This is a genomic window from Planctomycetota bacterium (assembly GCA_035384565.1).
Classification (GTDB): Bacteria; Planctomycetota; PUPC01; order DSUN01; family DSUN01; genus DAOOIT01.
Genome location: DAOOIT010000056.1, coordinates 15,659 through 38,956 on the forward strand (window position 1 = coordinate 15,659; position 23,298 = coordinate 38,956).

Consider the following 23,298-nt stretch of genomic DNA (forward strand, 5'->3'; position numbering starts at 1 on the left):
TTTCCTTTCTCTAAGCGGTCTCGAGTTTCTCGAGGGGCTTGAAGTGGCCGAAGTAGACGTCGGCGCCGGGCACGGGGGCGGCCCAGCGGACGCCGTTGGCGAGGATCTTCATCACGCCTTCGTGATAGTAGGTCGGATAGGTCTCGTGGCCTGGGCGGAAGTAGAAGATCTTGCCCTTGTGGCGGCGGAAGCAGCAGCCGCTGCGGAAGACTTCGCCGCCCGCGAACCAGCTCACGAGCACCAGGGCGTCGGGCTCGGGAATATCGAATCGTTCGCCGTACATTTCCTCGTGGGGGATTTCGATATACTCGCCAATGCCCTGGACGATGGGGTGCCCTGGCTCGATGACCCAGAGGCGCTCCTTCTCGCCGGCCTCGCGCCACTTGAGGTTGCACGAGGTGCCCATGAGGCGGCGGAAGGGCTTGGAGAAGTGGCCCGAGTGCAGCACCACCAGCCCCATGCCGTCCAGCACGCGGGCGACCACCTTGTCCACGATGGCGTCCCTCACCTCGTGGTGGGCCATGTGGCCCCACCAGATGAGCACGTCGGTGGCGGCCAGCACGTCGTCGGGCAGGCCGTGGTCGGGCTCGTCCAGGGTGGCGGTGCGCACGTCGAAGCCGGTGCACCCGCGCAGGTAGCGGGCGATGGCGCCGTGCATCCCCTCGGGGTAGATTCTGGCGATCTGCTCGTTCTTCTTCTCGTGGCGGCCCTCGTTCCACACGGTCACGCGAAGCGGCTCGGACATGGGCGGGAACTCCTGTGCTGAGGGGGACGGCCGGCTCACACTTCGACGGGCTGGCCGCTGGCCAGCGAGCGGTCCACCGCCAGGCTCAGGGCGAGCGACTTGCAGGCGTCGGCGTAGGGCGACAGCACGTTGTCCTCCTTGCCCTTCGTGCGGACGGCGGCGATGAAGGTCTCGTCAATCGCCTGGCCGTAGTCGGCCACGTTGCGAATCTCCTCGGTGCGCGCGGCCTCGCGGGTGGTGACCGACTGGCGCTCGACGTACTCGATGCGGCAGTCGGTACAGAAGATGTCTATGCCGCACTTCCCGCCCGCCTTGAGGCAGCAGGCCGAATAGACGGTGGCGACCAGGCCGTCCTGGAAGACCAGCGTGGCCGCCGACACGTCCTCGACGTCGTAGTTGGGCACGGCGGTCATCAGGCCCCGGCTGGCGGCGGCGTAGACGGTGCGGACCTCGCCGAAGAGGTAGCGCATCATGTCGAAAATGTGGGTGGTCTGCTCGGTGTGCTGGCCGCCGCTCTGGGCCTTCACGCGCCACCACGCCACGCCCGGCATGCCGCCCATCCAGTAACCCATCGCCGTGGCGATTTTGTGCTTACGCAAAATCAGACGCAGCTTGGCGATGATGTCCTGGTATCTATCCTGGTAGCCGACGGCAGAGACGACGCCCGCCTTGGCGATGGCGTCGCGGATCTGGAGAGCGGTCTCCATGGTCGTGGCGATGGGCTTCTCCACGAAGAGGTGGCAGCCGCGCGCCACGGCGTCGAGCTCGAACTGCCCGTGGGCGAAGGGCGGAGTGCACACGTAGACGGCGTCGGGCCGGGTCGCGTCGAGCATCTTGCGGTGGTCGGCATAGGCCTTGGCCTTGTACTGCTTCGCGCGGGCCTTGGCCCGGTCGGCCTGCACGTCGCAGAAGCCCACGAGCTGGACATCCTGGATCTTCTCGAGGTGGCTCAGGTGGTAGCCAGCAATGCCACCGGAGCCGATGAATGCGACCTTGATGGCCATCGCGGACTCTCCAAGCAGGGGGGATGGTGGACAGCCAGGCTCACGATCCCGGCAGGTCGGGGCAGTCTAGCGCCGGGCCGAGATGGAGTCAAGCGCTGTGATTACACAATTTTACATTGAGTTTACACCAGTATGACACCGGGCCTATCTCATTCTGAATATTATACTTGCGTGCAGCCCACTCGGCTGCTCTATAGACGTAAGTGGCCGAAGCATCGGGCAGAAAAAATGAAACATTCCGCCCCCTGGCGCGACTAATAGTGTGGAGGGGGGAAAGGAGGTGCACCGTGCTCTGCCAGCGCCCCCGGTGTGGAGCACACGTGCCCGACGGTCGCCGGAAGTATTGCTCCGATCGTTGCGCGCGAATCGTCAATCGCGATAGCTCGGCCGCGCGCGCCCGTCGCCGTGCCGCCGCCATCGAGGCCAAGGGCGGCCCGCATGTGGGCATGCGCCTCTGCCTCTCGTGCAGCCGGTTCTTCCTGTCGGAAGGCCCGTGGAACCGCATCTGCCCCAACTGCACCGAGCGCAACGTGGCCGCGCCGCCGCGCGCCTCCGCGGTGCACGTCGGCCTCTCGGCTCACACGTGCGACGTGGGCCGCCTCGTCGGCCAGTGACCCGCCGCCGGGTTGGCCAGGGCCGTCCCGCGGCCCTGCCGCTTGACATCCGGCTCCAGGCTGCCATGATAGCCTGCCATGAGCCGCGTCCTCTACGTCATCACCGAGCTCGACGTGGGCGGGGCGGAGAAGGCCCTGGCCGAGTTGGCCGCGCGCCTGAGCCGCGCGGCCTATGAGCCCGAGGTGGCCTGCCTGAGCGGCCGCGGCCCGCTCGGCGCCGACCTGCGCGCGCGCGGCATCCCCGTCCACTTCCTCGACGGCCGCGGCTGGTGGGACCTGTGCGCCCTCTGGCGCCTGCGCCGCCTGATCCGCAGGGCCAACATCGTCCACAGCTTCCTCTACCACGCCAACATGGCGGCGCGCCTCGCCGCCATCGCCTCCGGCGCGCTCGTGGTCGGCTCGGCCCGGGTCGCCGAGCGCTCGCGCCCCCTCCGCCGCCGCCTCGAGGGCCTCACCCATCCGCTCGTGGATGCCGAGGTCTGCGTGTCCAGCGGCGTGCGCGACTTCATGGCCGCCGGCGGCTTCCCGCGCAGGAAGCTCGTGGTGATCCCGAACGGCGTGGACGCCGCGAAGTTCGCCGGCCGCGACCCGGCCTTCAAGGCCCGGCTGGGCCTTCGCCCTGAGGCCCCGCTTGTCACCACGATCGGCCGGCTCCACGAGCAGAAGGGCATGGATGCGTTCGTGCGGGCGGCCGCCTCGGTGCGCCGCTCGCGCCCCGAGTGCCACTTTCTCGTCGTGGGCGCCGGCCCGCTCGAGGGCGAGTTGCGCGCCGCGGCCAGGGCGCTCGGCCTCGCCCAGGGCATCACCTTTCTCGGCCACTGCGACCACGTGCCCGCCGTGCTCCGGGCCACCGACGTCTTCGTGCTCGCCTCGCTCTGGGAGGGGATGCCCAACGTGGTGCTCGAGGCCATGGCGGCGGGCGCCCCAGTCGTGGCCACCCGCGTGGAGGGCACGGTGGACCTCCTGGAGCACAACGAGACGGGACTGCTGGTGATGCCGCGCGACGTGCCGGGCCTCGTGAGCGGCATCCTGCGCCTGCTCGACGAGCCCGCCACGGCCCGCCGCCTGGCCGATGCCGCTCAGGCCCGCGCCCGCGAGCATTTCAGCCTCGACACCATGGTCCGCCGCCACGAGGCCCTCTACGCCGAGCTTCTCGCCCGTCATTCATAGCTCGCGCCCAAGTCCCTGAGCCGAACGGCCGGCTCCGGCACAGGCACCAGGTCGGTCAGGTGCACCACCCGGTCGCGCAACTCGAGCACGAGGCGCGTGACCCTGACGGGGAAGTCCACGCGGCCTTCGGCGGTGAAGTGCCAGTCGCAGCGCTCGGGGCCGTAGAAGCCGCTGGCGTACCAGGTCAAGAGCTTCACCTGGAGGTAGTTCCAGCCGTCGAAGTTGATGTAGCTGCGGGCCTTCCAGTCGCCCACCATCCAGCCCTCTTCGCTGGCCGAGATGGAGAAGAAGCGCTCGCCCTTGGCGTCCTCGATCTCCCACATTACGCGGCCCCACGACGAGTTGCCCTTGACCCAGACGCCGAGAGCCTGCGGCTCGCCCGGCACGGGGATCGGGTCCTTGGGCTTGAGGACGAGGTAGCGGGGGCACAGGGGCGGCACGTCGGGCTGGGGCAGGAGCTTCACCTCCAGCGCCCTGCCCTTCTCGGCGTCGTCTCTTGCCGCGATGTCGAACTTGCCCTGGCGACGGGGGAAGTCGAAGTGCCCCTTCTCCAGCGCCGCATCGCGCTCGGCGACGGCCGCCCACTTGCCCGCATCGCAAAGGTCATCCACGACAGTCCGTTTGGCGGGCGGGGCTTCGCAAGCCGTGGGGCCTCCGACGGCCTGGGTGATCCTGGACGCCGCTCGAAGGTAGATGGGCAGGCTCGAGACGCGCAGCTTGCCATCGAGGGCGTTGCCCATCGAGTCGCTGGCCGTATAGCGGGCGTCGCCCTCGAACCCCAGCGTCACCTCGCGCTCGCCCCGGGGCGTCCAGAGAGCGTAGACCCATTCGGCGCCGCGCTGGAATTCGCAGAGGTAGAGCGAAGGGGAGTTGCTGGGGAGGTAGCGGGTGAACTTCGCGCCATCCAGCTCGCGGGTGAGGGTGGCGAGGGCCACGTAGCTGGGCTTGGGGTGGAGCAGCGGCCAGCGGTGGAGGAGCCCCGTGCCGCCCCAGCGGCTGTAGTAGTAGGAATCGCCCACGTCGTGCAGCAGGGCCACGTTGATGTGCGGCGCGCCGTAGGCCAGGCACTGGAGGCAGTCGCGGGCGTAGAGCTCGGCCTGCTCCCGCTCCGTCAGGCAGCCGGGCGTGGTGGGGCGGCCCCGCCACTCGTAGGTCGTGGTCACGGGCACGTCGTACTTGTAGAGCTTCTGGTACTCGCGCTGAAAGTACAGGCTCTTGAACGCCTGGGGCGGGTATTCCGGCATGATGAGCTGCCCGAGGTCCTCGTCGCCGAAGGCGTCCACCAGCTCGCGCGGGTAGCCGCGGCGCATGAACTCCACGGCGAACGGCAGCGAGCTGTTGCCGAAGATGAGCTTGATCTGCGGGTGCTTCGCGCGGTAGAGCTTGCTCACCTCGATGGCCTGGTCCCAGAGCTTCTGGAACTGCGCCTCCTGCTTCTCGCTGAGCTTGGGCACGGGCTGGCCGATGAACTCGGGCGGGAAGACGATGGGCTCGCCGAAGCCGCTTTCGTGGAAGATGAGCGCCCATTTCGCCTCGGGGTGCGCCTTCACCGCCGCGTCAATCGCCTTCTCGGTGTCCGCGGCCTTGGCCCGCATCAGGTTGGGCAGCATCGAGACGGAGAGGCCGTGCTTCGCCAGTTCCTCGCCCGACGGCCCCGAGCCGCCCGGGCACACGTGGCGGAAGCCGAGGCGCTGGAGCAGCGGCGCCACCTCGGCGACGTCCTTCGTCCCAATATGGCTGTCCCTGAACCACCACGTCCCAAATGGCGACTCTTGTGTGGGCGGCGTGTCCCCATGCCGCGGTACGCGGGACGGAGATGTCCCGCCCACGACCCCCGCCTTCCGCGTGTCGGGCGGCAGCACCGCGAAGCTGGTCGTCGTGTCCCACACCGGGTCGCCGTCGCGGGCCAGGCGAATGTCGGCCTGGGACCAGCCGAGCCTCGGGCCGCCCACGTCGAGGCGAACGATCTGGGTCTTTCCCGCCTCTACGGCCACTTCCTGGCTCAGCGTTCGCTTTGCGCCGTAGAAGTCGGCGATGTCGCAGACCACCTCGCCGCGGAAGCCCGCCTCGGAAACGTTGGCCACGTTCAGCACCAGCTCGGGCCTCTCGGTGGCATAGAAGATGTTGCCCACCTGCTTCGGGGCCAGCCGCACGCGAATGGGGGAGCGCTCGAGCGTGAGGGCAAACACGCGAACCGCGCTCGGCCTGCCCAGCGGCTTCGTCGAGTAGTTCGCGTGATTGAGCTTGGCGACCCGCCCCAGCTCCTTCGTCAGCTCGAGGTCGAGCGACTGCGTCGAGCGGCCGCAGACGACGCCCTTCTCGTCCAGCACGTCCGCGATCTGGCCGCTTCGCAGCGGGACTCGGATCTGGCGGAGAGCGCCGGGCGCGGCTGGCTCGACGCGCACCGTGGTGTCGGCGATCGCGTCGCCCCGCCCGCCGGAGTCGAAGGAGTCGCCGAGGAAGCGCGTGAGGCGCAGCGTGAGCACGGGCGTCTTCGCGGGATCGGGGTCCACTGCGCACAGCAGGTGCGCCCAGGCGTACTCATCGGTCGGCACGGCGAGGATGATGCTCTCGGGCGTGCCGTCGTGGGCGCTGCGGGTGTAGTAGTCGTCGGTGAACTCGTCGGGGCCAACGCTCTCCATCAGCCAGCGCGAGAGGCCGACGTCAATGGACTCGTCGGGTGCGGCCACGTGGAAGGGCACGCCGCCCAGGGTCTGAGGCCCCGGAGCAAGGTTTGCCTTGGCCGCGCCGGCCTCTCCTGCCCGCCGGTAGCCGCCGAGGCGGATGGGCACGTAGCGGCCGTGGTCGGCGCACTTGCCCACCGAGGCGGCGAGGAGACTGTGGCCTGCCTTCAGCGCGAGCGTGAGCGTCGCCGCGGCCAGCTCGGCCCGTCCGAGGTAGCGGTCGTCGAGCCAGAAGGCGACGGCGCCCAGCTCAAACTCGAGGCGGAGCTCCACGCGATGGGCGGTCGCGGCGGGCAACTTGTCCCAGCCGTCGAGGGCCTTCTTCAGGTCGGCCCCATGGTAGAAGTGGGGATTCGGCCGCACCCAGTGCGTGCCGCGGAAGAGCCAGGGTTGCCCGAGCCGCCGCAGCGAGACCTCGATCCCCGCGTCCCGGGCGATCTCCTTCTTCCACGGCCACGGCGACTGGGGCAGGTCCTTGGCCGCCAGCACCAGCTCGACCACGCCCTTGTCGGCGTCGGCGGCGCGGACGACGAGGGGCTGGTCGAGCCTGCCGAGGGTAAGCGCCAGCTCGACCGACTGCCCTCCCTGCACGGGCGCTGAGATCGTCGCCGCCTCGCCCTCGCCCTTGAGGGTCCAGCCGGCGGGCAGTTCGGCGCAGAGGGCGCGAGCGGCGAGCGCGGCCCACAGGGCCAAGACATTCCGGCGCATCAGGGTGGCTCCAATCAGGCTTGTCGGACTTGTCGGACTTGTCAGACTTGTCAGACTCGCCGGACTCGTGGGACGAGTCCGGCGAGTCCGACAGGCTCAAGCGTATCGGTCGCTGATCGAGCGGACCAGCTTGACCCAACGCCGCAGGTTTTCGGGCTTGCCCTGGACCGTTTCCACGTCCTTCAGCGTGATGTCCACGTGGCAGCCCTTGGCGGCCTCCATCGCGTCGGTGACGACTCTGCGGATGAGGTCGCGGTCGAAGCCGCAGCAGATCATCTGGGCGGGGTTGGGGCGCCACGAGAGCACGTAGTCGGTGCCGATCTGCTCGGCGCACTTCGCCACGTCGGCCCGGGGCGTGACGGCGATGCGGCGCAGGTTCGGCACCTGGCGCAGCATGTCGATCTTCCGCGTGAGGTCCTCGCAGCACCCGTAGGCCGCGAGGCCGAAGCGCGCCATGATGGGAAGCTGGTACTGAAGCAGGAACTCGTCGTGCATGGCGGGCGAGACCAGGGTGTACTCCTGCGCGGCGACGAAGACCCAGAGCCTGTCGCGCGTGACGGGGCGCGGGTCGGCCGAGGGATCGGGCAGTTCGGTGGCGTAGGGCATGGCCTGGTTGGCGTGGTTCAGGAGGCGCCAGTCGCCCGCCAGCTCGGCCTCGGTGTGCGTGGTGAGAATGGCGTCGCTCATGAACCTCAGCACGCGGTGCAGCCAGGCGGCGTTGTCCACCATGTCGAGCATGAGCTGGTCGAGCCCGCGAAGCTGCGTGAGGAGGGTCGAGATGTCGCCGTTCCAGCCGGTGAGGGCGGGCGACCGGTCCACGGCGACGGGCAGGATGTCGCCAATGGCCTCCTGGAGGCGGGCCGCGTGGCGGGCCGTGGCCTCCTCGTCCACCCAATGGTGGGCAAAGGTCAGCCGCTGCGCGTCGTCGAGGTCCACGAGACTGGGCCGGAACTGCCACGAGCCGCGCGGGTCGGTCTTCTCGCTGTGGCGCACGGGCAGGCCCCACAGCCCCTCGCGCGGCGTGGCCACCCGCGCCCGCACAGTGAGCCAGGGCTCGAGCACGTAGTCGTCGCCGATCGTGTCCTGGAACAGCATCTGCCGCAGCCAGGTCTCGTAGGGACGGTAGAAGGGGTCCTGGCATTCGAGGCGCGACTCGGGCGCCTCGTGCCAGGCGGCGAGCCAGCGCACGTAGAGCAGGGGCCGCGTGCGCTGAAGGCTGTTGTGGCGCCGCCACAGGTCGCGCCGCTCCTCGTAGGTCGGCTTGCGGCAGGCGTCGGCGTAGCGCGTCGCCAGCTCGCGCAGCACGCGAACATCGCGGTTCATCGCACCAGGGCCTCCAGCACGGCCGCCACGTCGCCCTCGGTGAACTTGCGGGGGTTGGCCTTGAGCGAGCCCGAGGGCAGACTCTCGGCCGCGATGGCCGCGAAGTCCTCGCGGGGAATCGTCACGCCGTCGAGGGCGCGGCGCAGGCCGAAGCGCTCGATCAACCGCTCCACGAAGGCCACGATATCATCCTCCGCCAGGCTCGACAGGCGGTCGTACTTGTCGCCCACGTGCGCGCGGTTCAGGCGCATCACGTGCGGCATCAGCAGCGCGCACACCACGCCGTGCTCGAGGCCGTAGCGCGCGCCGAGCGGATGGGCCATGCCGTGCACCGCGCCCAGGCGCGCGTTGGCCAGGGCCATGCCGGCCATCAGGCTGCCGTAGGCGCACTGCTCGCGGGCCGCCAGGTTCGAGCCGTCCGCCCACGCCGCGGCCAGCCACCCGATGAGGCGGCGGGCCGCCTCGAAGGCCAAGGCATCGGTCAGCGGCGTCGCGTGGATCGAGGTGAAGCTCTCGATGGCCTGCACCAGCGCGTCCATCCCTGCCGCCGCCGTGACGCGCGGCGGGCACGAGAGCGTGAGCTCGGGGTCCACGATGGCCACGGCGGGCATCATGCACTCGGCGCGAATGCTCTGCTTGAGGCGGCGCGCCCGGTCGCTCAGCACGGCGTTCTTCGTCACCTCGGCCCCCGTGCCCGACGTGGTGGGGATAGCGATGAACGGCAGGCCGGGCTGCGCGATGGCGCGGCCGAGCACGAAATCGGCGGTCGGCTCGCGCTCGTGGACGAGGGCCGCGATGGCCTTGGCCGCATCGAGCGCGCTGCCGCCTCCGAGGCCGATCACCACCTCGCACTGCCCCTCGAAGCAGGCCCCGCGGCCGGCGTCCACCGTCGTCACGTCGGGGTCGTGTTCCACCTGATCGAAGACCGTGGCCTCGACGCCCGCCTCCCTCAGCGACGCCAGCACGCGGTCGGTGGCCCCGCTCGTCCGCATCGCCGAGCGTCCCGTCACCACGAGTGCCCGCGTGCCCAGCCTCGCGGCCCGCTGGCCCACGCAGCCCACTGAGCCGATGCCCGTGACGATCTCGCGTGCGGTGGTGAATGAGGGCATGCTTCGCTCTCCTCCGGCGTCCCCGGCCGCTCCCAACGCTGCCATTCTATCAGAAAACGGCAAGAAGCCAAGCGGCACACGTTGTTCCCGAGCCTGTGTCCCCCGAGAGGATTCTGGATTGCGGCTTGCGCGGGGCCGGCGATTATGGTCCAATGGCGTCCTGTGACCATGTGGCCGCAACCTCGTTTGGAGGAGTTGAGATGCGGAAGCTGGGTGTGGCGCTGGCGGTGTTGAGCGTGGCCGGTTTGCTGGCCGGCTGCGGCGGCGAAGGCGGAGGCGGCGGCGGCAGCACGCCGAAAGCCGCATTCGAGGCGATGTGGGCGGCGGCCAAGGCCGGCAATCAGAAGGCGATGATGGCCTGCTTCTCCGAGGTCTGCCGCTCGAAGATGGCCGAGATCGAGAAGATGTTCGCCGACATGCCGAAGGAACTCAAGGAGGGCAAGGAGAGCATGGCCGGCGAGCTCATGGCCAAGGCCAAGAGCGCGAAGGTCGAGATCGGCGCCGAGAAGATTGACGGCGACAAGGCGACCCTCGAGGTCACCACCGACGGCCGCAAGGACACCCTCGAGTTCATCAAAGAGGGCGGCGCCTGGAAGATGCACATCTCCGAGCTGGCCAACCTGGACCTGGATCAGATGAAGAAGGCCATGGAGATGCTGAAGAACATGCCCAAGGGCGTGATGGAGGGGCTTCAGAAGGGCATGAAGGACGCCCTGAAGTAACACCCGGGCGCAGAGAGCGCCGTGAAGTCTGGCTCGTGCCCGCTGTTGCCTCAAGGGCGGCAGCGGGCACGATCGTTTCAGGGGCAAAGGGAGGGGGAACCCGCTACTTCTTCCAGGCCTCGGGCAGCCGGGTGAGCTGGCCGTCCACGTCGAGCCGCCGCACCCAGGCCCGCCCGTCGCTGGCATAGAAGCCCACGTAGCCGGGCTCGAGCTGCGGCGAGTTGAAGGCGAAGAGGAACTTGCCGTCGAAAAACACGCGCACCAGGGAGCCCTGGCACTCGACCTTGGCCTCGTACCACTGGCCCTCGGGCTTCGTGAAGCCGCCGCGGCGGTCGAGCTCCTTGCGGGGCTGGCCTGGGGTGACGAGGTAGAGGACCACGTCTCGGCGCCCGATCTCGACGGCGTGGTAGCTGTTGCCGCTGGTCGAGCCGAAGATGAGGCCCACGGCGCGTTCGCCGGCGCCCACCGGTTCCTGCTTGAACTGGAAGGAGACCTTCGTGTTGGCATAGCTCCTGTCGCGGCGGAAGACGGTGATGGGCTCCTTGGTCTTCAGGGCGTCCAGGTAGAACATCCCATCGCGGATTTCGGCGAGGTTCGACGAGCGGATCCAGTCGTTCAGGTCGCCGATGTTCGGCTTCGGCTCTTCCTTTTCCTCGCCGGGCGCCGCGGGCGGTTTGAGGCTGGGCGGGAGCGGGGCCGCGGCCGAGGTCGTGCCCACCACGATGGCGAGAAACAGGCACAGGTTCCTGGCTCGTAGCATGTGGACCTCCTCTCTCTTGCGGGCTACGTGCGGCGTGAGCGAACGTACCAGGCGCGAGTATAGGATGGCCCGGGGCTGAAGTCAACCCCGACAGGCCCTCATGCGGCAGGGCAGGCCGCGGCGCCTGCCCTGCGAGGTCTGCCCGACTGGCCGGGGCGGCCACGGTCAACGCGGCTGCCAGAGCTGCGGCAGTGAGACGGGGGCGGGGGTGCCGCCCATGTCGAACTTCCGCACCCAGGCCCTGCCGCCTTCGGCGTAGACGCCCAGGTGGCCGGGCTGGAGCTGGGGCGAGGTGAAGGAGAAGACGAACCGTCCATCCACGAACACCTTCACCTGGGGCCCGTTCGTCTCGATCTTGGCCTCGTACCACTGGCCGTCGGGCTTGGTGAAGCCGGCCTGCCGCGCCAGCTCCCTGGGCGGCTGGTTGGGCCGGTACTCGTACAGGATCACGTTGGTGCGGTCGAACTGCACCGCGTGATAGGTCTGAGGCCCCCTGCTGCCGAAAACGAGCCCGAAGCTCCGTTTGGGGCCCACGGGGTCTATGCGGAACTGCACGGTCGCCGTCACGTTCTGGAACGCCCTGTCCTGCCTCAGGGCGAAGACGGGGTCCTTGGCGGTCAGAGCGTCCACGTACAGCATGCCGTCGCGAATCTGGACGTCCTGCTGCGATGAGCGGAGGTAGTCGTTGATGCCGCCCACGCCCTGGATGGGCTCGGCCGGTTGAAGGTTGGGCAGGTTCGGCGCGCCGCCCAACGCCACCGAGGCGAGCAGCCCCGCCACCGCAAGTGATTTCCCGCTGAGCATGAGAGCCTCCTCTCGTGTCCGTCCTTGGTCGCAGTCCACCCCTCTCTTTGGAGTCTACGCCTGTTTCGGCACGACGTCAACCCGAAGCTTTCGATTTCGGCCCGCCTTGACCGTTTGTGCCGGATTGCGCTATTCTGGCGGCCGGCGGGCCTGGCACCCAGGGTAAGGGGCGTGCATTGTCGGGTCAGTTTCTGGTCGCGGCGGCGGCGTTCGGCGTGCCCTTCGTGCTCTCGCTTGCCCTGACGGGCCTGGCGCTCAGGGTGAGTCCGCGCCTGGGCTTTGTGGACGAGCCGGGCGGCCGGAAGGCCCACGAGCGCCCCATGCCGCTGGGGGGCGGGGTGGCCATGTTTCTGGCGTGGAGCCTTCCGGTGGGCCTCCTGGTGATCCTGTCGGCCTCGTGCGGCTGGACGGGGGCCGCCGAGCGCGCCACGGCGGCGTTTGCCGGCAAGGCGATGCCGCTGGCGTGGGTGCTCGGCGCGGGGGCCGTCCTGATGCTTCTGGGGCTCCTGGACGACGTGTTCGGCCTCTCGCCGGCAATTCGCCTCGCTGTCCAGGTCGCCGTGGCCGGCGGGCTGTACCTCATCTCGCACGAGATTCGGATCACGCTCTTCGCGGGCTGGTCGGCGCTCTCATTCCTCTACACGGTGCTCTGGATCGTGGGCATCACCAATGCCTTCAACTTCCTGGATAACACGGACGGCCAGTCGGCCGGTGTGGCGATGGTGGCGGCGGGGATCCTGGCCGTGGTCGGGTTCCAGTCGGGGCAGGAGCTGATGGCCTGGCTGGCGCTGGCCCTGGCGGGCGCGGCGGCCGGGTTCCTGGTCTTCAACTTCCCGCCCGCCGGAATCTACATGGGCGATGCGGGCAGCCTGTTCCTGGGCTTCACGCTCTCGGCGCTGACGATCCTGTTCACCTTCTACGAGTCGGGCGATGCGCCCTCGGGCCGCCTCTACGGGGTGCTGATGCCGCTGTTCATCCTGGCGCTGCCGGTGTTCGATACCCTCACCGTGATCGCCATCCGCCTGCACGAGGGCCGGCCCATCTGGCGAGGCGACCGCAGCCACTTCGCGCACCGCCTGCTCGCGCTGGGCATGAGCAAGCGCGAGGCGGTGGTATTCATCTATCTGGTCACCTTCTGCCTCGGGTTGGCCTCGACGCTCCTCGGCTCGCTCGAGGAGGCGGGCGCCATTGTGGTGCTGGTGATCGGGGTGACGGTGTTCGTGCTGATCGGGCTCCTGGAGCGCGCGGGCCGGCGCCGCGACTAAGAAACTGCCTCAAGACCCACGCGGGCTGCGACGCCTGCGATTCCGCCTGCGGGCAAGAAGCGAGGAGGAGGCGATGCAACGGAGAGCATCGTGGACGACGAGCGACGCCGCCCGCAGGCAGAAGTCGCGGCGTCCCTTCGGGTTGCGGCGGCAGCGGGGCGTCTGCCGCGTTGCGGCTCCTCAGCGATGCTCTCCGTCGCATCGCCTGTGTCGCCGCGCCTTGCATCCGCCCCGCTGGCGCCGGCAACGCAGCCCGTGTGGGTTCTGAGACAGTTTCTAAGGGGCCGCCTGGTGAAGAAGCCGCCCAAACCGGCGTCTGCCGTTGGGGCCGTCGAGCCCGCGGTCGCCCCGTCGGTGGACCGGCTGCTTGCCGGCATCCTCGCCTTCTTCCTCTGCCTGGCCGTCGCGCTGCGGCCGCTGCTGCCGGGTCATCGCCACGAGGCCAACCTGTGGGTGGAGATGTGCGCGTTCGTGGCCGCACTGGCCGGGGTGGTGCGCGCGGCAATCGCGCGGCGGGTGCGCCTCGAGCGCACGGGGATGGGCCTGCCCACGCTCGCCCTGCTCGCCGTGGCGGCCATCTCCACGATCCGCTCGCCCCACCCGCTCGAGAGCGTGGCCACCCTGCTCGAGTGGCTCGCCTACGCCGCCGCCTTCGCCATCACCGTGCAGGTGACGAGGGCCGATAACGGCCTGGATGCCCGCCTCCTCCTCCGCGTGCTCTGGGCGTCGGCCTTCGTGGCCATCCTGTACGGCCTCTTCCAGCAATTTGTGAACCTGCCGCTGCTCGCGGGGATGATCGCGACCGACTCGGGCCGCGTGCTGAGCGAGTTGCGCATGAGCGAGCGGCACATCGGCGACCTGATGGCCCGGGCCACCGGGCGCATCTTCTCGACGTTCCTGCTCTCGAACAGCTTCGCGGGCTTCCTCGCGCTCGTGTTTCCCGGGTTCCTGGGCTACGTGCTGGACCGCGTGCGAGGGGGCGAGCGGGGCCGCTGGTTTCTGGGAGTCGCGGCGTTCTGGCTGGCGGCGGCGCTGGCCTGCCTGGTGCTCACGTACTCGAAGGGCGGCTGGGTGGCCTTCGCCGTGGGCATGGCCGCTTTCGCGCTGATGCTGGGGCGCGCCCTGCTGCGGCGCCACGCGCGGCTGGTGGCGGGAGTCGTGGCGGCGGCTGCCGCGGCATTCGCCCTCCTGCTGGCCACGAAGGTGGTGCCCGTGCAGATCTTCCGCGACTTTGTGACCTCGTTCGACATCCGCGTGGGCTACTGGCAGGGCGCGCTGAGCATGGCGCGCGACCATCCGGTCGGCGGCGTGGGGCTGGGCACATTTGGCGACCGCTACCCCCGCTACCGCCCCCTGCTCGCCCATCCAGCGCAGGACACGCACAACGACTACCTCCAGGTGCTGGCCGAGTTGGGCGTGCCCGGCCTCCTAGCGTTCCTGTGGCTCTGGGCCGCCTGCCTGCGCAATGCCTTCGCCGGCCCCGCGCCCGCCCCCGAACACCACGCCCGCCGCCCCTTCCCCGCGCGCCTGGCCTGCTGGGCCGCCGTGGTGGCTTTCGTGCTCACCACCATCGTGATGACCACCTTCTCGCTGGCGGGCTGGTGGGACGAGAGCCCCGCGTCGCGCGAGCTCAAGGTCTGGCTCGACCGCGCCCTGGTCACCGCCTTCGTGGCCTGCTGGCTCGTCTTCTTCGCGGCGCTCGGGCGCGGCGAGCCACGGCCGCCCGGCGAGTTGTGCCACAAGGGCCTGGTGTGCGGCCTCATCGCCTTCCTGGTGCACTGTGCGGTGGACTTCGATTACCAGGAGCCGGGCGTGGCCTTCACCGCGTGGGTGGTGGCGGCGTTGTGCGTGCGGCCGCGGCGCCCGGCCATCGAGCGCCGGCTCGGGCTGCCCGTGGCCATCGCCCTGCCCGCCTGCGGCCTGCTGCTCGTCGCCGCCTTCCAATTCGTTCTCTTCTACGCCACGCGTTCGGCCACCGAGCGCGACACGGCGGCCAGCCTGCTCACCGATACCACGCGCACCCTGTCGCCGCTGGAGCGCGCCGAGCTGATCCACGGCGCCCGCCAGCACTACGAGGAGGCCGCCCGCACCAATCCCCTCGACGACTCGCTGCGGCTCGAGTACGGCGATCTGCTCGTGAGCCTGCTGGCGCCCCAGACGCCCGGCGGCGCCCCCCCTGGCGAACAGGGGGCGGGCGCGCCCGGCCTGCGCCTGCGCATCGAGCGGCCCGATGACCTGGCGCTCTTCCAACACGCGGTCGCGCTCTACACCCGCGCCGCGGAGCTCAACCACTGGGGCGCTGCCGCCCGCATCCGGCTGGGCGGCCTCTGCATGGCCGCGGCGCGGCCCGATGCCGGCCCGCTGGCCGCGGCGGCGCTCCGGCCGCTCGTCGAGGCGGCCGCGGCCCGCCGCACGCCCACAGGCCCTCACCAGGCCTATCTGCCGGCCGTGGCGGCCTTTGAGGACGCCCTGGCGCGCGATCCGAACAACCCGGCCGTGCTCCTCCTGGTCGCCGAAGCCCGCGAGAAGCTCGGCGATCCCACCGCAGCCGACGTGGCGCGCCGCGCACTCGACATTGCCACCCGCCTCGGCGCCGTGCACCTCGGCCACAAGCTGTGCCTGAAGTACGAGGAGGTGCTCCGCGCCCAGGGCATTCTCCGCCGCGCCGAGCGGGAGGGGCCGCCGCCGTGAGCCGCGCGCTTCGCCGCTTCCTCCTGCCCAGCTTCGACCCGCTCGCGGCTCAGCGCCTGCGGCTCTCACGCCACATCGAAGCGGGTTCGAGCGTGTTGGATGCGGGCTGCGGCGACGGAGCGATGGCCCTGCGCCTCGCCCGCCGCGGCTGCCGCGTGGTCGCCGTGAGCCACGATGCGGCGCAGATCGCGCGCCTCAGCGCCAAGGCACCGGATGGCGTGGCCTTCCGCGTCCATGACCTCTCCCAAGGCGGCCCGGTCGAAGGCCGCTTCGACGCCGTGCTGTGCCTTGATGTCTTGGAGCACATCCTTGACGACCGCACGGCGCTGGCCAACGCCGTGGCGCCGCTGCGGCGGGGCGGCCGGTTGCTCGTCACGGTGCCCAACCGCCTCGCCCCGCCGCTATGGGGCGACCGCCTGTCGGCGGCCGAGGACGGCGGACACGTGCGCCCCGGCTACACGCGCGACGAGTTGGGCGCCCTGCTGCGCGGCGCCGGCCTCACGCCTGTCCATTGGTCGAGCTTCGGGGGATTCTTTACGCGGAAGGCGGCGAGCCTGAACCGCCGCCTCGAGCGCCGCCCTGGCCGCTTCTGGCTTCTCCCGCGTTTTCTGGGCCTGGTGCTGTTGCGGCCGCTGTGCCGGCTCGATCCGCTTCTTCCCGGCAGAAGATGCGAACTCTTCGTCCTCGCCACGAGGGCCTGACGCTCCCTCCTCTCACCTCTCACGTATCACGCATCACGGCTTCCCCGCTGCCTCGACAGCGGCTTCTCCAGCCCGTGCGCCACCAGGAGCGCCTCGTCGGCGAAGATCGCCTCGGTCGCCCCGTCGGCCACCACGCGGCCGGCATCAATCACCACGGTGCGGGGGCAGAGCTCCAGGATCATGTCGAGGTCGTGGGTGGCGATCACCTTGGTGATGTCGAGCGTGGCCAGGCGTTCGATCAGGCGGCGGCGCGAGCGCGGGTCGAGGTTGCTCGACGGCTCGTCCATCACCAGGATGTCGGGCCGCATCGCCAGCACGGTGGCGATGGCCGCGGCGCGCTTCTGGCCGGCCGACAGGTGGTGCGGGGCCTTGCGTTCGAGGCCCTCGCAGCCCACGACCGCGAGGGCCGCGGCCACGCGGGCGCGCACCTCGGCCTCGGGCAGCCCCAGGTGCAGGAGGCCGAAGGCCACGTCGTCGCCCACCGTGGGCATGAAGAGCTGGTCGTCGGGGTCCTGGAACACCAGGCCCACCATGCGCCGCACGTCGCGCAGGTGGTGCTTGTCCAACTCCACGCCGTGGATGCGCACCACGCCCGACCCGCGCAGCGTGCCATTGAGGTGCAGGATGAAGGTGGACTTGCCGGCGCCATTCGGCCCGACCAGCCCGACCGACTCGCCCACCTCGATATGCAGCGACAGCCCGTCGAGGGCCTTCGTGCCGTCGTGGTACACATAGGTGAGGTCGTGCACGTCAATCAGCGCGTCAGCCACGTTGTGCCCCCAAGACGTAGTGCGGCCGCGAACAGCACCGAGCCGGCGAGGAACGCATAGTCGCCGGCCCGCATGCGGAACTGGCTCAGCGTGCGCACCGTGCCGTCGAAGCCGCGGGCCAGCATGGCCGCGTAGATGCGCTCGCCGCGCTCGAGCGTGCGCACGAACAGGCTGCCGATCAGGCTGCCCGTGACGCGCAGGCGCCAGCCGAGGCGGCTGGGGCCCACGGTGCGGCAGTCGCGCGCCCGCCGCAGCCGCATCACCTCCTCGATCAGCACGAAGAGGTAACGGTAGAGGAAGCTCAGCTCGACGATGAACAGGCGCGGCAGCCGGAACCACGCGAGGGCCTTGAGCAGCTCGTCGAACGGCGTGGTCGAGACGAGGGCGACCAGCGCACTCACCGTGAGCACGAACTTGCCGCAGAGGTTTGCGCACGACACCCACCCCGCCCGCGCCCAGAACGCCCACGGGCCGAACCGCACCAACATGGGTGCCGTGTCGTAGAGCGGATTGAACACCGCCACGAACAGCACGAAGGGCGACACGAGGAGCAGGTGCTTCGCAACGAACCCGAATGGGATTCCGCCGAAGGCGAGCAGCGCGAAAGGGAAGATGGCGTAGGGAAACAGCGCCGCGACCTGGTACTTGGGCACCGACACCACCAGCGCCGTGAACACGGCCACGGCCGCCAGCTTCGCGCGGGCATCGAGCCGGTGCACGGGCGAATCGCCCGACGCGAAGCGGTCTATGTAGGCGTGGTGCATGCCGGTGCCTCAGTGGCTGTGAGCGTGGCCGTGCCCTTCGCGGCGGCGCACCGCCACGGCGATGCCGTACACCACGCCCAGCGTGGCGACGGTGCCCAGCACGCCCGCCAGGGAGGTCCAATAGGCCGGCGAATCCTCCCCCGCACTGTAGTCGGGCAACGGCGCCGTGCGCTCCTGCCACGCGCTCACCTTCGCCATCGTCGGGTCCACCGCCTCCTCGTTCCCCGCGTGGCGCGAGAACTTCCTCTCCTCGAGCAGGAAGTCCAGCCCGTCGGGCAGGCCCGAGGCCACCAGGGAGAGGAGCCCGGCGGTCAGCAGCGCGAGGATGGCGAACGACCCGACCACGGCGCGCCGCGACACTCGCTCGCGGCCCTCCACCTGCACGCCAAGCACCTCGGGCCGCACCTGCGTGAGGTAGGCCACCACGGCGAACGTGATCGCCCCCTCGACGGCGCCGATGAGCAGGTGGATGCCGACCATCAGCGGGAAGAAGGTGCCGAACGGCACGGCGCTCATGCCCGACAGCGCGATCTGCGCAGGCACCACGGCCGCGCTCGCGGCCACGCCGCCGAGCGCCCCCGTGAAGCTGGCCAGATAGAGGCGTCCCGTGCTCTTCCGCCCCCCGGCTCGTCCCAGAATCAGGCGGTAGAGGCCATAGCCCAGATAGGGCGCCACGAGGCCCATGTTGAACACATTGCAGCCCAGGGCCAGCAGGCCGCCGTCGTTGAAGATCAGGCACTGCACGGTGAGGATGGCGGCCATCACGAGCGCCGCGGCGTGCGGCCCGAGCAGGATGGCCAGCAGCACGCCGCCGCCCAGGTGCCCGCTCGTGGCGCCCAGGATCTGGAAGTTCACCATCTGCGCCGCGAACACGAAGGCGCCCATCACGCCCATCAGCGGCACCTTGCTCTCGTGGAACGACCGGCGCGCGCCCGCCGCCGCCAGCCCCAGCCCGGCGGCGCTCGCCGCAATGAACCCGCCCGCCACGGCGGGCGACAGCACCTCGTTGGGCATGTGCATGGCAGGGCCTCTCAAACCATCACGACCGCACGGAATGCTACGCCTGTCAGAAACGTAACACAGAACGGGCGGGCTGTCAAGCGGAGGCCCCGTTCACCGCGCCCGGCCCAGGGTGGTCATGGTGAGCTTGCCGTGCTGCACGCCGCGGGTGGCCACGAGCTTGTCGGCGATGCGGACGAGGTCGGCGGCGGGGCCGCGGAGGACGATCACCTCGAGGCACGTGTGCGCCGTGAGGTGCACGTGGGTCGCACACACGACGAGGCCGTGGGCGTCGTGCTGGAGGTCGGTCAGTTTGTCGGTGAGCTCGCGGTACTCGTGGTTGTAGACGAGCGTGAGCGTCGCCACCTGCTCGCCCGAGAGCTTGCTCCAGTCGGCCTGCACCAGATAGTCGCGGATCAGGTCGCGCAGCGCCTCCGAGCGGCTCGGGTAGCCCTTCTCCTCGATCAGGCGGTCGAAGTCCCGGAGCAGCGGCTCCTCCAGCGACACGCCGAAGCGCACCAGCTCGCCCATCGCCTGTCCTCCTTGCAGAAGTAGCACCAGGGGGCATCATAGTGCTACCGATGCGGCAAGTCAAGCGCGCGCAGCGGACCGCGGGTTCGCCGTGCGGGCTTGAGCCCGTACCCGCGCTTGCGCGGCGGGGCCTCCAGAGACGGCCTGAAGGCCGCACAACGAGCGCGCCGGGGCCCGCTCGCTCAGGGCTTCTGCACGCACGAGCAGGGGGTGGTGTTGCAGCAGGGGCAGCCGGCGCCGTACTTCTTCGTGACGGCGGCCTCGGCGTCTATGCCCGCCAGGTTGGCCAGGGTGGTGAGCCAGGCGAAGGCGTCGGCGAACTCCGCCTCGATCTCCTCGCGCGTGCCGGAGCGGAGGGCGGTGGACAGCTCGCCGACCTCTTCCATGAACCACATGAACGTGCCGCCCAGGCCGCGGCGGGTGTCGTGCTCGAGATACAGATCGCTCATCAGCCTCTGAAAGTCGCCAATGGTCATTCGGCATGCCTCTCGGTGTCGCGGGGTCGGGGCGTTCTCATTCGGCCTTGGTGTCGGCATAGGCCTTCCACTGCTCGGCGAGGGCCTTCTCGTCGGCGTGGCCGGGGTGGATCCATAGCCGGTGACGCAGGGTGAGGGTCTTGCCCTTCGGCAACGGGTATTCACGCGGGCCGGGGAAGGCGGGCATAACATAGTTGAGATTGGGGTACTGGTGGAGCTTGCTGGGGTAGAGCGGATTGGTCGGGTGCTCGAAGATGGCCACCCCGATGCGGCCTGTGCCCCCGGCGAAGGTGTCGGAGTACTCGATCCACGAGCGGCGGGGCTGCGTGCCCTCGGGGTCGGTGAGGAGGGCGATCTTCTGGTCCTTGCGCGGGGCCATGCGCAGGCCGAAGCCGCCGTAGCCGTCGCCCGGCCGACCCCCGAGCGAGAGCTTGTCGGCCAGGGCCTCGAAGGTCAGCGTGATGTCCACGATGCGGGACCTTCCCTGAGACCGATGGGCGCGCAGGTCGAGGGTTTCGCGGAGGACCGGTTCCTGGTCGCCCCATTTCCACAGCGAGGTGGCCGCGATGCGGGCCACGTCGGGGCCGGCCTCCGTGGCCTGGAGCTTCTCGGGACGCGTCCACGTGCCGCTCACGGCCCAGGGGTCGGTCACCTTGTCTTCCCAGCGCAGCACGGGCCAGGTCCACATCACGCCGCGGTGGTGGGCGTGGTCTTTGGGATGGGCTTCGGTGAGGGTCTCGCCGTCGGGGCCGCACAGCGGGTGAATGTAGCCGCCGCAGGCGTAGCGGGCGGGCACACCCTCGGGCAGCGGCGCCGTGCCGAACCAGTAGCGCAGCACCAGCGTGTCGCCCTCGTGGATGTCCACCGACTTCTGGTCTGGCGCCACGGTGACCCGCAGCGGGCCGCCGGCCGGGGCGGCCTCCCCCGCCCAGGCGGCCCCCGTGCACGAGACGCCCAGGCAGAGCCAAAGGAGCCAGTTGTCGTTCATCGCACTCCTCCTCGTCGCTCGGGGAAGCCAACGGAACGTGAGCGACATTCTGCCAGATTGCCCTGCCTGGAGCAAGTGAGGTGGTGGGGCCGGGTGCGGGTCGGAATCCCAGGCAGTCTCTGATGCGGAGATCCCCCGGAGTAAGTGCCCATCCGGCGACAGGCACGCCACAAAACAGATCGGGCCTGCGGCGGCCTGCTGCTTGGGGCCTGCGGTGCCAGGCACGAATGGCAGGAGTTCAGGAGGAGTTCAGGTCAGGAGTTCAGGCAGGAGTTCAGGGGACATGATACTTAATTCCGCTGCCAGAGCGGCTGTCGGCACGCCCTTGACAACGCGGCGAGCGGCGGGTAGGATGGCGACATGGCTAGACTCGCTCGCGTCGTCGTGCCCGAGGTGCCCCACCACGTGACCCAGCGCGGCAACCGCCGCCAGCCTACCTTCTTTGGCGACGACGACTACGAGGCCTACCTCGACCTGATGGCCACCTGGTGCCGCCGCCACGGGGTGGAGGTGTGGGCCTACTGCCTGATGCCGAACCACGTGCACCTCGTGGCCACGCCGCCGACCGAGGCGGCCCTGGCTCGCGCCCTGGGCGAGGCACACCGCCGTTACACGCGAAGGGTCAACTTCCGCGAGGGCTGGCGCGGCCACCTGTGGCAGGGGCGCTTCGCGTCGTTCCCGATGGACGAGGCGCACCTCTACCGCGCCGTGCGCTACGTCGAGCTGAATCCCGTCCGCGCGCGGCTCGTGCGGGCGCCGTGGCGCTACCGCTGGAGCAGTGCGGCCGCGCACATGGCGGGGAAGGACGACCGGCTCGTCCGCGTCGCCCCGATGCTGGAGCGGGTGGACGACTGGCGCGAGTTCCTGGCCGAGGGGTTGAGCGTCGAGGAGGCCGACGAGATGCGGCGTCACGAGCGCAGCGGGCGCCCATTGGGTGGCGAGAGTTTCGTCCTCCGGCTCGAAGGCTTGCTGGGGCGCGTCCTGCGGCGCCAGAGGCCCGGCCCCAAGCAAGGGCATCGGAGGGCACGGCGTGCCAGGAGATAAGTATGATGTCCCCTGAACTGTCGTTCCGATGACCCTTGGGTCAAGGGACGACATCTCAAGAACGAATACAGCGGCGCTCTCATGGCTGACGTGGACTACGGCAGTCTTGGGCGGGGGCTTTCCACAATCAGTTGTCACCCACTTGAGATTGGCAAGATGTGTCTCCCCAAGCGGAAATCGGTTCCCTAGGGGGAAGGAGTGGGATAGCCACTGGAGACGCAGCATGAACACAATCCGACGCGCCCGCACTTACCAGCTCGCGATCACAGCGTTCGCGAGCATAGCCCTTGCCGGGTCAGTGCCGCCGCCCAGCAAAGACCCACTGACTGTAAAGCTGGTCGTTCCATACCGCACGGTGCTCGAAGACGAACTGATCAGGTTCAGCGTCTCCCTGCAAAACGACTCGGAGGGCAAGGTACCCTATATCGTGGACCCATTCGAAGCCGGAGGGAAACAAGTTTTCCTCAAGGTGGAGCGCGGTCTGCCTTACTTCGATGAGAACTTTCAGACAGATAGCCGGCCGGGCCATGGTCAGCCCGTAATCCGCACGATCGAGAGAGACGGCAACTGGGACCTGGTGGTGAAGAAGGCGTCCGCCGTGCTCGCGCCAGGCGAATCTGTGGTATGGGATGGCAGCCGGTTCGATGATACGCTCTTCTACATCACCTATGGTAAGCCAAAGTCTATTCAGGCGCAGGTTCTGATCGGCCCTGGCCGTTGGGTGTCTTCAGAGCGAGTTCCGATCAAGGTTGTCGAGAGAGGCATACGTCTGTCCCCTGTTGTCTTCCAGGAGTTCTACGAGTACTTCTCGCCGACGAAGAAGATGCGGCTGCGGTGCCCCGTGAAGGTGCATCGAGTGAGCATTGAAGGTAATGAGTACCTCTTCAGTGGGGGCGGTGGTCGGATATGTGAGGTCCCTAAGCGTATCATCCCTCAATTTGCCTGGGATTCGGAAGCCAGATTGCTCACAGTGCGCTTCCCGGGTGCCAACCTGCCTCCTATACGCTACGATTACCTCCACATGCAGGTGCTTCCCGGGCAGCCGGCAGCCCCGCCCGTGCCGCGGGAGCGGTAGGTCATTCGTAATGATCTGCCTGGATCTAAGACCAGTCAGAACTCTCAGCACAGGCTTCGACGAGGTGGCCGTGACGCTAGAGAAGCGCGAAATCCCAGGCACCGGCTCCTCGGAGGCCGACACGTCCGGCCCGGCGGCCGTGCTGAACCTCTACCTCCCCCAGGCGCCCACCGCCGAGCAGGCCGACACGCTACAGTACTTCCGCGGCGAGCGCGAACCCGCCCCCGACGACCCGTCCCTGGCCGAAACCCAGGCCGACTCCCTCGCCTTCGCCGGCCAGATCAACGGGCTCCAGACCGAGATCACCCTCCTCAACTTCGCCGGCCTCACGGCCCAGGCCGACACCCTCAC

22 protein-coding genes are annotated in these 23,298 nt (G+C 69.4%); 9 read left to right on the plus strand and 13 right to left on the minus strand.

What is annotated here, in order from left to right; all coding sequences use genetic code 11:
• Window positions 1-10: 10 nt before the first annotated feature.
• Together PLE19_18095 and PLE19_18100 are read right to left on the minus strand one after the other, a co-directional pair.
• Window positions 11-745 carry a ThuA domain-containing protein gene (locus tag PLE19_18095; GenBank protein HPD16862.1) on the minus strand — a complete coding sequence of 245 codons (735 nt, stop codon included), beginning with the start codon at window positions 743-745 and terminating at the stop codon, window positions 11-13.
• A gap of 35 nt (window positions 746-780) precedes the next feature.
• Window positions 781-1,749, minus strand: a complete 969-nt coding sequence (locus tag PLE19_18100; GenBank protein ID HPD16863.1) for a Gfo/Idh/MocA family oxidoreductase — start codon at window positions 1,747-1,749, stop codon at window positions 781-783.
• Between the two features lie 320 nt (window positions 1,750-2,069).
• On the opposite strand from PLE19_18100, the gene PLE19_18105 reads away from it, so the two are divergent.
• Together PLE19_18105 and PLE19_18110 are read left to right on the plus strand one after the other, a co-directional pair.
• Window positions 2,070-2,363, plus strand: a complete 294-nt coding sequence (locus PLE19_18105) for a hypothetical protein (protein ID HPD16864.1) — start codon at window positions 2,070-2,072, stop codon at window positions 2,361-2,363.
• A 78-nt stretch (window positions 2,364-2,441) separates the two neighbouring features.
• Window positions 2,442-3,533 carry a glycosyltransferase gene (locus PLE19_18110; protein HPD16865.1) on the plus strand — a complete coding sequence of 364 codons (1,092 nt, stop codon included), beginning with the start codon at window positions 2,442-2,444 and terminating at the stop codon, window positions 3,531-3,533.
• Here PLE19_18110 and PLE19_18115 read toward each other — a convergent pair.
• The 3 genes from PLE19_18115 to PLE19_18125 all read right to left on the minus strand — a co-directional run bounded on the left by PLE19_18115 (window position 3,524) and on the right by PLE19_18125 (window position 9,357).
• Entirely contained in the window at window positions 3,524-6,925 is a 3,402-nt protein-coding gene (locus PLE19_18115) for a hypothetical protein (GenBank protein ID HPD16866.1), read from the minus strand. The two genes, PLE19_18110 and PLE19_18115, sit on opposite strands and share 10 nt — an antisense overlap.
• Before the next feature lie 96 nt (window positions 6,926-7,021).
• Window positions 7,022-8,248 (minus strand): hypothetical protein, encoded by a 1,227-nt coding sequence (locus PLE19_18120; GenBank protein HPD16867.1) that lies wholly within the window; start codon window positions 8,246-8,248, stop codon window positions 7,022-7,024.
• The gene (locus PLE19_18125) at window positions 8,245-9,357 is read right to left on the minus strand and encodes an iron-containing alcohol dehydrogenase (GenBank protein ID HPD16868.1); all 1,113 of its coding nucleotides are present in this window, start codon (window positions 9,355-9,357) and stop codon (window positions 8,245-8,247) included. The genes PLE19_18120 and PLE19_18125 overlap by 4 nt, the downstream gene beginning before the upstream one ends.
• Before the next feature lie 200 nt (window positions 9,358-9,557).
• On the opposite strand from PLE19_18125, the gene PLE19_18130 reads away from it, so the two are divergent.
• Window positions 9,558-10,079, plus strand: a complete 522-nt coding sequence (locus PLE19_18130; protein HPD16869.1) for a DUF4878 domain-containing protein — start codon at window positions 9,558-9,560, stop codon at window positions 10,077-10,079.
• Window positions 10,080-10,182: 103 nt separating this feature from the next.
• Here PLE19_18130 and PLE19_18135 read toward each other — a convergent pair whose 3' ends face one another.
• Together PLE19_18135 and PLE19_18140 are read right to left on the minus strand one after the other, a co-directional pair.
• Window positions 10,183-10,839 (minus strand): hypothetical protein, encoded by a 657-nt coding sequence (locus tag PLE19_18135; GenBank protein HPD16870.1) that lies wholly within the window; start codon window positions 10,837-10,839, stop codon window positions 10,183-10,185.
• A gap of 165 nt (window positions 10,840-11,004) precedes the next feature.
• On the minus strand, window positions 11,005-11,643 hold the full coding sequence (locus PLE19_18140; GenBank protein HPD16871.1) for a DUF1080 domain-containing protein: 639 nt from the start codon (window positions 11,641-11,643) through the stop codon (window positions 11,005-11,007).
• A 176-nt stretch (window positions 11,644-11,819) separates the two neighbouring features.
• On the opposite strand from PLE19_18140, the gene PLE19_18145 reads away from it, so the two are divergent.
• The 3 genes from PLE19_18145 (at window position 11,820) to PLE19_18155 (ending at window position 16,300) form a co-directional block, all read left to right on the plus strand.
• Window positions 11,820-12,908 carry an MraY family glycosyltransferase gene (locus PLE19_18145; GenBank protein HPD16872.1) on the plus strand — a complete coding sequence of 363 codons (1,089 nt, stop codon included), beginning with the start codon at window positions 11,820-11,822 and terminating at the stop codon, window positions 12,906-12,908.
• A 291-nt stretch (window positions 12,909-13,199) separates the two neighbouring features.
• The gene (locus PLE19_18150; GenBank protein HPD16873.1) at window positions 13,200-15,599 is read left to right on the plus strand and encodes an O-antigen ligase family protein; all 2,400 of its coding nucleotides are present in this window, start codon (window positions 13,200-13,202) and stop codon (window positions 15,597-15,599) included.
• A complete protein-coding gene (locus PLE19_18155) occupies window positions 15,596-16,300 on the plus strand; it encodes a class I SAM-dependent methyltransferase (GenBank protein ID HPD16874.1) in 705 nt (234 codons plus the stop codon). Before PLE19_18150 ends, PLE19_18155 begins: the two co-directional genes overlap by 4 nt.
• Window positions 16,301-16,326: 26 nt before the next feature.
• On the opposite strand, the gene PLE19_18160 is transcribed toward PLE19_18155, so the two are convergent.
• The 6 genes from PLE19_18160 to PLE19_18185 form a co-directional block, all read right to left on the minus strand.
• Window positions 16,327-17,070, minus strand: a complete 744-nt coding sequence (locus PLE19_18160; protein ID HPD16875.1) for an ABC transporter ATP-binding protein — start codon at window positions 17,068-17,070, stop codon at window positions 16,327-16,329.
• Window positions 17,055-17,834, minus strand: a complete 780-nt coding sequence (gene cbiQ / locus PLE19_18165; GenBank protein HPD16876.1) for a cobalt ECF transporter T component CbiQ — start codon at window positions 17,832-17,834, stop codon at window positions 17,055-17,057. The genes PLE19_18160 and cbiQ overlap by 16 nt, the downstream gene beginning before the upstream one ends.
• Before the next feature lie 9 nt (window positions 17,835-17,843).
• On the minus strand, window positions 17,844-18,854 hold the full coding sequence (locus PLE19_18170; GenBank protein HPD16877.1) for an energy-coupling factor ABC transporter permease: 1,011 nt from the start codon (window positions 18,852-18,854) through the stop codon (window positions 17,844-17,846).
• 93 nt (window positions 18,855-18,947) lie between these two features.
• A complete protein-coding gene (gene nikR / locus PLE19_18175; protein ID HPD16878.1) occupies window positions 18,948-19,364 on the minus strand; it encodes a nickel-responsive transcriptional regulator NikR in 417 nt (138 codons plus the stop codon).
• Window positions 19,365-19,546: 182 nt separating this feature from the next.
• Window positions 19,547-19,840: a MazG nucleotide pyrophosphohydrolase domain-containing protein gene (locus tag PLE19_18180; GenBank protein ID HPD16879.1), complete on the minus strand. Its 294-nt coding sequence runs from the start codon at window positions 19,838-19,840 to the stop codon at window positions 19,547-19,549.
• 37 nt (window positions 19,841-19,877) lie between these two features.
• A complete protein-coding gene (locus tag PLE19_18185) occupies window positions 19,878-20,828 on the minus strand; it encodes a PmoA family protein (GenBank protein HPD16880.1) in 951 nt (316 codons plus the stop codon).
• 360 nt (window positions 20,829-21,188) lie between these two features.
• On the opposite strand from PLE19_18185, the gene PLE19_18190 reads away from it, so the two are divergent.
• The 3 genes from PLE19_18190 to PLE19_18200 form a co-directional block, all read left to right on the plus strand.
• Window positions 21,189-21,872 (plus strand): transposase, encoded by a 684-nt coding sequence (locus PLE19_18190; GenBank protein HPD16881.1) that lies wholly within the window; start codon window positions 21,189-21,191, stop codon window positions 21,870-21,872.
• A gap of 223 nt (window positions 21,873-22,095) precedes the next feature.
• Complete coding sequence (locus PLE19_18195; protein ID HPD16882.1) at window positions 22,096-22,947, plus strand: hypothetical protein; 852 nt, start codon at window positions 22,096-22,098, stop codon at window positions 22,945-22,947.
• Between the two features lie 70 nt (window positions 22,948-23,017).
• The coding region (locus tag PLE19_18200; protein ID HPD16883.1) for a hypothetical protein at window positions 23,018-23,298 on the plus strand (281 nt) is incomplete at its 3' end.

What these genes read in the sequence shown, in the direction of transcription:
- PLE19_18180 (HPD16879.1), bottom strand. Translation starts at nt 19,840, where the DNA reads ATGACCATTGGCGACTTTCAGAGGCTGATGAGCGATCTGTATCTCGAG.
- PLE19_18135 (HPD16870.1), bottom strand. Translation starts at nt 10,839, where the DNA reads ATGCTACGAGCCAGGAACCTGTGCCTGTTTCTCGCCATCGTGGTGGGC.
- PLE19_18100 (HPD16863.1), bottom strand. Translation starts at nt 1,749, where the DNA reads ATGGCCATCAAGGTCGCATTCATCGGCTCCGGTGGCATTGCTGGCTAC.
- PLE19_18190 (HPD16881.1), top strand. Translation starts at nt 21,189, where the DNA reads ATGGCTAGACTCGCTCGCGTCGTCGTGCCCGAGGTGCCCCACCACGTG.
- PLE19_18130 (HPD16869.1), top strand. Translation starts at nt 9,558, where the DNA reads ATGCGGAAGCTGGGTGTGGCGCTGGCGGTGTTGAGCGTGGCCGGTTTG.
- PLE19_18110 (HPD16865.1), top strand. Translation starts at nt 2,442, where the DNA reads ATGAGCCGCGTCCTCTACGTCATCACCGAGCTCGACGTGGGCGGGGCG.
- PLE19_18195 (HPD16882.1), top strand. Translation starts at nt 22,096, where the DNA reads ATGAACACAATCCGACGCGCCCGCACTTACCAGCTCGCGATCACAGCG.
- cbiQ (HPD16876.1), bottom strand. Translation starts at nt 17,834, where the DNA reads ATGCACCACGCCTACATAGACCGCTTCGCGTCGGGCGATTCGCCCGTG.
- PLE19_18185 (HPD16880.1), bottom strand. Translation starts at nt 20,828, where the DNA reads ATGAACGACAACTGGCTCCTTTGGCTCTGCCTGGGCGTCTCGTGCACG.
- PLE19_18170 (HPD16877.1), bottom strand. Translation starts at nt 18,854, where the DNA reads ATGCACATGCCCAACGAGGTGCTGTCGCCCGCCGTGGCGGGCGGGTTC.
- nikR (HPD16878.1), bottom strand. Translation starts at nt 19,364, where the DNA reads ATGGGCGAGCTGGTGCGCTTCGGCGTGTCGCTGGAGGAGCCGCTGCTC.
- PLE19_18125 (HPD16868.1), bottom strand. Translation starts at nt 9,357, where the DNA reads ATGCCCTCATTCACCACCGCACGCGAGATCGTCACGGGCATCGGCTCA.
- PLE19_18120 (HPD16867.1), bottom strand. Translation starts at nt 8,248, where the DNA reads ATGAACCGCGATGTTCGCGTGCTGCGCGAGCTGGCGACGCGCTACGCC.
- PLE19_18095 (HPD16862.1), bottom strand. Translation starts at nt 745, where the DNA reads ATGTCCGAGCCGCTTCGCGTGACCGTGTGGAACGAGGGCCGCCACGAG.
- PLE19_18115 (HPD16866.1), bottom strand. Translation starts at nt 6,925, where the DNA reads ATGCGCCGGAATGTCTTGGCCCTGTGGGCCGCGCTCGCCGCTCGCGCC.
- PLE19_18140 (HPD16871.1), bottom strand. Translation starts at nt 11,643, where the DNA reads ATGCTCAGCGGGAAATCACTTGCGGTGGCGGGGCTGCTCGCCTCGGTG.